This window comes from Xanthocytophaga agilis (genome assembly GCF_030068605.1).
GTDB lineage: Bacteria > Bacteroidota > Bacteroidia > Cytophagales > 172606-1 > Xanthocytophaga > Xanthocytophaga agilis.
In genome coordinates, this window is the sequence record NZ_JASJOU010000018.1 from 201,235 (window position 1) to 211,235 (window position 10,001).

At 44.4% G+C, this 10,001-nt stretch carries 1 protein-coding gene; it reads right to left on the reverse strand.

From position 1 onward, the window contains the following. Positions 1 to 64 precede the first annotated feature (64 nt). Entirely contained in the window at positions 65 to 9,967 is a 9,903-nt protein-coding gene (locus tag QNI22_RS34705; RefSeq protein ID WP_314518443.1) for a lectin-like domain-containing protein, read from the reverse strand. Positions 9,968 to 10,001 lie beyond the last annotated feature (34 nt).

The window sequence follows — 10,001 nt, forward strand, 5'->3', positions numbered from 1 at the left end:
GTAGAAAGCACTCCAACTCTCTTTCCAGAGGGGAGTGCTTTCTGAGATATTCCAATTTTACCGATTAATTCACTTTCACTACCCGAATGGTTTGACGGATTGTTTCTCCCTGTATCTGTAGCGTATACATACCATTCGCCAGATCACCAAGATTCAATTTCCATTCGCTGGCAATGCCTCCGCTTTGTGCAGATCCATTGGTTGATTCCAGTTCAAGCTGACGTACAAGACTTCCGCTGGCAGTAAATATACGTACTTGCAATTTCTCATTGCTGAACTGTTCTACATGCAATGTCAAATCACCTCTAGTCGGATTCGGATATGCTGTCAGTTGTGTAGATGCAATGTCGCGTTCGATTCTTACCACCTTGCTGTAAGCATAGATTCCATCCTGATCCACCTGACGTAATCTATAATAAGATACTCCTGCCAGCGGATGCACATCTTCAAAGAAGTAGTTGCTAACAGATGAAGTTGTGCCTGTAGCCTGAACTCGTCCGATAGACAAGAAGTCTTTTCCATTACTGCTGCGTTCAATTTCAAAATATGCACTGTTCTTTTCAGAAGCTGTTGCCCAGATTACATCTACTACCTCGCCATTTTCACGTGCCTCAAATCGTAACCAGGTTACAGGTAGAGGTATGATATCAGTAGCATCACGCTGATCAGGTATACCATTGCTATTGAAGTCAGGGAAGCTCAACACTGCAGCGTATCCTTTACCTCCATTCGACGGATCCAGTAAATCTACCAGGCCATCTCCATCTGTATCATGATAGAACGAAGAGTTAATATCCAGGAAGTTTGCAATACCATCACCATCTGAATCATCCAGCCAATCAGGGAAGGTGTTTCCGTTGGCATCTGTAGAAGGATAGAATGCTGCGTTACCTCCTGCTGCCACAAATGCTGCTACCCTTGCTTTGAAATCATCTGCCGACTCTTTGTTACGATTATCATTGAAAGCTTCTATCCAGTCAGCATACGTATCGTTATCAGAGTTAGAGTCCACATAATCTGGTCTTCCATCCGAATCGGAATCCGGATTGGTAATCAAACCTGAAGCAGAAGCAGGAATGCCATCACTGTTTACGGCTCCGGTAAAGCGGCCCGTTGCAGGAGCATACACCGAAGTGAAGGACGATGACATAAGAGCTCCGTTTGCTTCAATGGCATCTGTGATTCCATCTGCATCTGAGTCAACATCTGCATAATCTCTGGTGCCATCAACATCTGTATCAGTTACCAGTGCCGGATTCAGTTTGGTTACAGCTACCAGTCCACTGGTATTTACGGCACTTCCGATACGAGCCGAACCTGCATTGTATCCGGCAGGAGCTACACCTGCGTTGGCTTCGATTGCATCTGAGATTCCATCATTATCTGAATCCAGATCCAGGAAGTTACGTACACCATCTCCATCTGTATCAGGCATAGCTAAACGTGCTCCTGTATTGGCCCCTCCTACTGATGCCCCATTCACTGGATCAACCAGATTGTAAAGACCATCACCATCTGTATCTGCCAGGCCAACATCTATGCGACCATCATTGTTGGCATCTGAAGTAGCAAGTCCACCAGCTTCCATAAAGTCGCCTATTCCATCGTTGTCCGAATCCAGATCCTGATAGTTTGACACACCATCTCCATCTGTGTCAGCAGGGAAGGCAGCGTTCAAAGATCCATCATTGATGCCATCAGTATTTGCATCGGTAATGGTTGCACCTGCCACATTTCCAACTACACCATCTCCATCTGTATCATTACTTAACACAGCTTCAGATGCGTCAGTCAGTCCGTCATTATCCGAATCACGATCCACATAATTGAACTTACCATCTCCATCCAGATCTGTTGTCAATATCATAGCATAGGTGATAGGTGTATCATTCCAGCCATCCCCATTGGCATCTACGATAGCGGTACTACCCGCAGTGTTACCGATTACACCATTTCCGTCTGTATCTGCCCCACCTGCTTCCCTTGTATCTGTAATGCCGTCATTATCTGAGTCCCGGTCAATATAGTTAGGCAATATGGCACCTGCTGGTTCTGACGCGCTGTCTGTATTGATCAGCACTGTTGCTGTTCCACCCGTTGACGGATCGGCAACAGTGATCAGTCCATCTCCATCTGTATCATTGGAGGCAAATGTGCCAGTAAAATCTACTCGTCCGTCATTATTGGCATCTGCATAACCTACTTCCACAACGTCAGCGATACCATCATTATCAGAATCCAGATCTATATAGTTAGGTACTGAGTCTCCATCACTATTCAGTGGCAGCGTTGCTGTTACCGAACCATCATTCAAGCCGTCTCCATTGGCATCTGTAATCGTTACGGCTACAATTCCATCACCATCTGCGTCAAGACTTCCAGTTGCATTAAATTCGCGAGCATCGGTAATTCCATCATTATCTGAGTCTCGATCACGATAGTTGCGTAATCCATCACCATCTGTATCCAATAGCGATGCATAAGAAGGACGTGTGTTAGCCCATCCGTTTGTATTGCCTGAGCCAAAGCTGTCAATAATACCATCACCGTTTGCGTCTGAGGAAGCAGTCCCTGCCGCTTCGCGGGCATCTGTGATACCGTCGTTATCTGAATCGCGATCCAGATAATCTGGTAGTATTGCACCAACTGGTTCTGAGCCTGCGTCGGAATTGATCAGGTTTACAACGATGCCTGTGCTGGTAGTTCCATTGAATGGATCCACAACATTTGCCAATCCATCATTATCTGCATCTGCAAATCCGTCAATTCGTCCATTGTTATCTGTATCCGGCTGGCCGTTTTCTACTATATCCGCAATGCCGTCATTGTCCGAGTCCAGATCCAGGTAGTTTCTGAAACCATCCCCATCTGTATCAGGCAATGTTAATGGTGAAGCAACAGTAGCATCGTTAAATCCATCACCGTTGGCATCTGCAAATCCATCGATTACTCCGTCACCATTGGCATCTGTTCCAGCCACCTCACGTGTATCTGTGATACCATCGTTATCAGAATCGCGATCCAGGAAGTTACGCAATCCGTCACCATCTGAATCCAGATTCGCCAGTGCAGTTCCACCATTGTCAGTATCGACGATATTAGACAAACCATCTCCATCTGTATCGGTAATCGTAGCTCCGTTTCCGATGAGTCCGTTACCATCCGGGTCTGTTCCACCGGCTTCAATCACATCTGCGATGCCATCGTTATCAGAATCCAGATCCCAGTGATTGGGAATACCATCCAGGTCTTTGTCCAGATTGTCATTCACACCATCTGTGTTGCTATCGACAAAGGCAATTCCACCAAAGTCGCTGTCACGGTAGTTCGGAACACCATCTCCATCTGCGTCTGCACTTGGGTCAAAACCACCCGGAGTGCCATCTTCATCTGTATCGAGGATACCATCATTGTCATCATCTACGTCAACCAGGTCTGAGATGCCATCCCCATCATGATCTGCTTTGAACAGATAGTTTGGTTTACCTGCAGGACCTTGTCCCTGTGTTTTATCATCTGCCCAGTTACCATTGTTATTCGAATCTTCTACAGCTGTCAGGAAGCCATCATTATCATCATCTGTATCGCGATAATCTGGCTGGTCTGTACCATCAGTGTTTTGTAATGGAGTGTTAGTTCCGTTTACGTTACCAAGGGTCCCTTTACCATTCACTGTATCAAACACATCCTGTAATCCATCACTATCGGCATCAGCCAGAGCAAATGTTACATCTGCTATACCATCCTGATTGGCATCGTTTCCTTCAATACGGTCTATTACTCCATCATTGTCTGAATCTGTATCACGATAGTCAGCAAGATCTGCCCCGTCTGTATTGACAGGGACTACCGGTGTACCCCCATTGTCTGCATCGTATGCGTTACTGATACCATCATTATCTGTATCAGTAACTACAGGAGCAATGTAGGCAGCAACACTCATAGCTTCACGGTTATCTACAATACCATCATTATCTGAGTCGATGTCCAGGAAGTCTCTAAGCGTATCACCATCAGAATTGGTAAGAGCCAGGGCTGTACCCCCATTGTTCGGATCCACTGCGTTTACCAGACCATCACCATTGGTATCATTCGCATTCGAATAAGCCACCGGATACTGACCGTTGTTGTTCATATTAGTTGGTAATACACCATTATTCGCTTCCATTGCATCCACTATACCGTCTCCATCCGAATCCAGATCCAGGAAGTTTGGTAAAGCATCGTAGTCATTATTACCATTGACAAGAGACGTTCCACCATTATTGATGTCCAGCACATTCACCAAGCCATCTCTATCTGTATCGTTAGCGGTTGCATATGCTATCGGGTAACGTCCGTTGGCTGTCATATTTGCAGGAAGCGCTCCATTATTCGCCTCCACTGCATCTGGAATACCGTCGTTGTCTGAATCCAGATCCAGAAAGTTTGATAAGCCTGCATTATCCTTGTTACCATTTACCAGAGGCGTACCGCCGTTGGTTACATCCAGTGCATTTACCAGACCATCTTTATCTGTATCATTAGCAATTACATACACTGCAGGATACTGGCCATCTGTAGTCATGTTTACAGGAAGTACTCCATTGTTAGCTTCAACTGCATCCGGAATACCATCACTATCAGAGTCTACATCCAGTGCATTAGGCAATCCGTCTACATCCTGATCTCCGTTTGCCAGAGCTGTTCCACCTGTACTGGCATCTACTGCATTGGCAAATCCATCCCCATCTGTATCATTGGCATTTACATATGCTACCGGATACTTACCATCTGTATTCATATTGGCAGGAAGCACTCCATTATTTGCTTCGACTGCATCCGGAATACCATCATTGTCTGAATCCAGATCATAACTATTGATAATGCCGTCTCCGTCTTTGTCAAAGTTATCATTGATTCCGTCTGCATTTGTATCTGCCCATACGATGCCACCCCCTGGAGAGGAATCTCTGTAGTTAAGGACTCCATCCGCATCTGCATCACCCAGCGGATCAACTCCACCAGATTCAACCAGATCAGATATACCATCATTGTCATCATCATTATCTGTAGCATCTACAATACCGTCTCCATCTCTGTCTGCACGTTGCAGGTAATCCGGACGAGGACCACCTTGTGTGAAATCATCAGCCAAGGTAGCATTTCCGTTATAGTTCTCATTTTTGGTTAAGAGACCATCATTATCATCATCTGTATCACGATAATCAGGCAGATCTGCACCATCTGTATTTTGAGGTGCTGTCGTAATACCTCCGTTATCCGGATCATACCCGTTCGCCAAGCCATCGTTATCCGTATCTGTCAAAGTAGAACCTACTACATCTGAGACACCATCAAAGTTGGCATCATGTCCCTCAATGGCATCCAATACGCCATCGTTATCAGAATCTGTATCCAGGTAATCTGGTGCTGCATCTGCATCTGAGTTAGTTAGAGGCAAAGCTGTTGTCGCATTGGCATCGTTCCATCCATCTCGGTTCGTATCCGCCAAGGCATCAATAATACCATCCCCATTTACGTCTGTCCCACCCGCTTCACGTGTATCCGTGATACCATCACCGTCAGAATCGCGATCCAGATAGTCTCTTTTACCATCTGAGTCGGTATCTGGATTGGCAAATAGGCTCACACCACTTTCAACTGCCGTTTCTGAAGCATTCGGCATACCATTGGCTCCTACTGCGCCTGTAATTCTACCTGTAGTAGCACTATAAGAAGCTGGAGTTGCTCCACCGTTAGCCTCGATTGCATCAGCAATTCCATCATTATCTGAATCCAGATCAAACTGATTGATAATGCCATCATTATCCATATCCAGACTAGCACATACACCTGCAGCATTCAGCGTACAATAATCCGCATCCATAAAGTTAATTACTCCATCATTGTCAGCATCAGTTGTTGCTGTAGCAACACCACCTGATTCAACCAGATCTGTAATCCCGTCGTTGTCATCATCGATATCTATATTATCCGCAACCCCATCCTGGTCATTGTCATAGAAGAAGTTAATATCACATACTTCCTGGCGGTTTGTGTAGGCACCTGTAGAGGCTGTATATCCCCAATATACTACAGGATTGTTGCTGAATACTGTGCTAACAAAATCTTCCGAATAAGTCGCGCGCAGCACTCCATTGAAATAAACCTGTAATGTCTTAGTGTTCTTATTCCATAAAATGCGAACCGGATAATACACTCCATCTTCAATATTCTGACCCGCTCCTTTGGCCGCAACCGCAGCAAACACTGGTGAAGCAAGAGTACCATTCTTTGAGATAGCAATGTGATCATCTGTAATATCTCCAGATCCGGCTCCATTGTCATAGGTATCAAATTCGACAATCACAGAAGGTGTCACCCCTTGCATACCTATTCCAGTACCTGATGCCCCTATCGCATTGATTCCAGCCGTCTGCAAAGCAAATGTAATCCCATCAGCACCTAAAGCGTCGGTTGTGCCAAAGTAGGCATTGAATTGTACTTCAAATGAATAATTCAGGTTCAAAGGTACTCTGCGCCATACTGAACCTATCTGGCTTGCAACATCTGGAGTCAAACGAAAACTATTTCCTGTACTGGCACAAGCTGAACTTCCGGTAGCATTGCCATTTGGCTGGAACAACAGGTTATAGTAGTACAGATAATTCGGTCGTCCTGCTCCTCCCTGTCCCTGAGTTTTATCATCTGCCCAGTTCCCATTGCTGTTGGCATCTTCACCCAATGCTCCTGTAGTAGCAGTCAATACCCCATCATTGTCATCATCGGTATCTCTGTAGTCAGGCGTTCCATCTGAGTCAGTATCCTGTGGCAGCGCCGTGTTGGCACTACCATTGGCAGTACCTGTGCTATTATTGTATGGGTCGAAATTATTATCCAAACCATCCTTATCGCTATCTGTCCCTGACAGAGCAGTATCTGCAGCCCCATCAAAGTTGGCATCGTGCCCTTCAATACGATCAAGCACCCCATCATTATCAGAATCTGTATCTAAGAAATCTTTCTTACCATCCGAATCTGTATCTGGATTAGCCAGAGGTGTTGTCTGTGAACTGGCTGGACGACCATTGGCATTGATTGTGCCTCCGATTCGACCAGAGTTTATACCTGTCGTATTGTAATTTGCAGGTGCGGTTCCTCCATTCGCTTCAATGGCATCTGTGATACCATCATTGTCTGAGTCCAGATCGAAGATATTGATGATACCATCTTTGTCTTCGTCAAAATTGTCGTTGATACCATCGCTATTTGCATCCACAAATCCAGCAAAGGTAGGATCCATGTAATTAGCGATACCGTTAGCATTAGCATCAGCTAGTGGATCAACTCCACCACTTTCATCTGTATCCAGTAACCCATCATTGTCATCATCCAAATCTGTCAGATCAACCACTCCGTCATTATCTCTATCTGTAGAACACCATGTGATCTGTCCGATCCCTAAACCTTGATCTCCTTGAGCCGGATCATTATTGCGATATAAGATTATAATTCGGTCAACAGTGGATGGAAATGAAATGGTTACATTGCCATTAGTACTATTAGAAGCGACATTAGCAGTTCCTACAATGGTATTGCTACCTATGTACGTATTACCAGAACCTGTTGCCACGTTTGTACTTGAAAGCGTTATAAGATTAGCTCCTAAATAGCCATTAACAGTAATCCGATCTATAAATTGTCCTGGAGAAGCATCTATATCCAGTAAACGAATAGTAGCATTCTGCACAGCCTGACCAAAGTTGATTGTGGCTGTAGCTAATGATGGGGAACCACCTGTGATGGTAAGTTCAGCAGAACGCTGGTTTCCATAATTGGTATTGTAACCGGCACCACCACTTGGATAGCTGGTTCCTACATAGGTTGTACCATTGGACAATACAACATTTGCATTCGTACTGCTTACGGTTATCCCATTTGATGTTACAGGGAATGTAACCCCTCCTGTACCAAAATTGGCAATACTAGGAGTTGGGTTATAACAAGATGCTACAGTAGACAATGCTTTTAGGTAATCAGGGCGAGGTCCACCTTGGGATAGATCATCTGTCCAGATAGCATTATTATTATAGTTCTCCGTTCTGGTCAGGAATCCGTCATTATCGTCATCGCTATCTTTAAAGTCAACTACTCCATCAGCATCCGCATCTTTAGGTGTGACATAGGTATAGCCATTGTCTGTATCAAAGTTGTTGTCCAACCCATCATTGTCTGTATCTGTTCCGGAAAGAACACGATCTGCCACCCCATTGAAATCAGCATCATGGCCTTCTATCAGATCACTTACTCCATCACTATCACTATCTGTATCACGATAGTCGGCCAGGTTATCGCTATCTGTATCCAACATATACAAAGTAGCTGTTGTTGCATCATTCCAACCATCCTTGTCAGTATCAGCAAATGCATCTACAACACCATCTCCATTAGCATCTGTGTAACCTGCCTCCAGAGCATCTGTCAATCCATCATTATCTGAATCTTTGTCTAAGAAATCTTTCTTACCATCCGAATCTGTATCCGGATTAGCCAGAGGTGTTGTCTGTGAACTGGCTGGACGACCATTGGCATTGATTGTACCTCCAATACGGCCTGTACCTGTTCCGGAAATTATATAGTTTGTAGGTGCGTTACCACTGTTGGCCTCAATGGCATCTGGAATACCATCATTATCGGAATCGATATCAAACTGATTGATGATACCATCTTTATCAAAATCAAAATTATCATTAATGCCATCACTATTTGAGTCTACAAAGCCGGCGAATGATGGATCTATATAATTAGGAATGCCATTGCTGTTAACATCGGCGAAAGGATCTACACCACCATTTTCATCTGTATCCAGGATGCCATCGTTGTCATCATCTAAATCAGTCAGGTCAGCTACTCCATCATTATCTCTGTCTGCAGGACACCATGTGATCTGACCAATACCCAATCCTTGGTTTCCCTGTGCTGGATCATTGTTGCGATATACAATCACAATCCGATCAATGGTGGATGGGAATGAAATGGTTACATTGCCATTAGTACTATTTGTATTAACATTTGAATTGCCTACAATAGTATTGCTACCAATATAAGTATTTGCAGAACCTGTTGCCACATTTGTACTCGAAAGCGTTACCAGGTTAGATCCTAAATAGCCATTGATAGTAACTCTATCTATAAACTGTCCGGGCGAAGCATCTATATCCCATAATTGAATGGTAGCATTCTGTACAGCCTGACTAAAGCTGATTGTAGCAGTAGCTAATGTTGGTAACCCATTCTGGATTAACAGTTGGGCGGTACGAGTATTATTCACCGTTGTACCATATCCGGCAGCACCACTTGGGTAGCTGGTTCCTCCTCCATATACTGTTCCGTTTGAAAGTACAACATTTGCATTCGTACTACTTACGGTTACGCCTCCTGCTGTAGCTGGGAATGTCACTCCTGCATTGGTAAAGTTAACTGTGCTTAGTGTTGGATTGAAACAGGAAGGTACTGCTACACTTGTTTTCAGATAATCTGGTCTAGGACCACCCTGCCGCAGATCATCTGCCCAATTGGTGTTTGCATTGTAATCTTCAGCTTTGGTCAACAAGCCATCGTTATCATCGTCACTATCCTTAAAGTCAACTACTCCATCAGCGTCCGCATCTTTAGGTGTGACATAGGTATAGCCATTGTCTGTGTCAAAGTTGTTGTCCAACCCATCATTGTCTGTATCTGTTCCGGAAAGAACACGATCTGCCATCCCATTGAAATCAGCATCATGGCCTTCTATCAGATCGCTTACTCCATCACTATCACTATCTGTGTCACGGTAATCTGTCACGCCATCATTGTCTGTATCGAATAAATAATACCCAGCTGTGGTTGTATCATTCCAACCATCCTTGTCAGTATCAGCAAATGCATCTACAACACCATCTCCATTAGCATCTGTGTAACCTGCCTCCAGAGCATCTGTCAATCCATCATTATCTGAATCTTTGTCTAAGAAATCT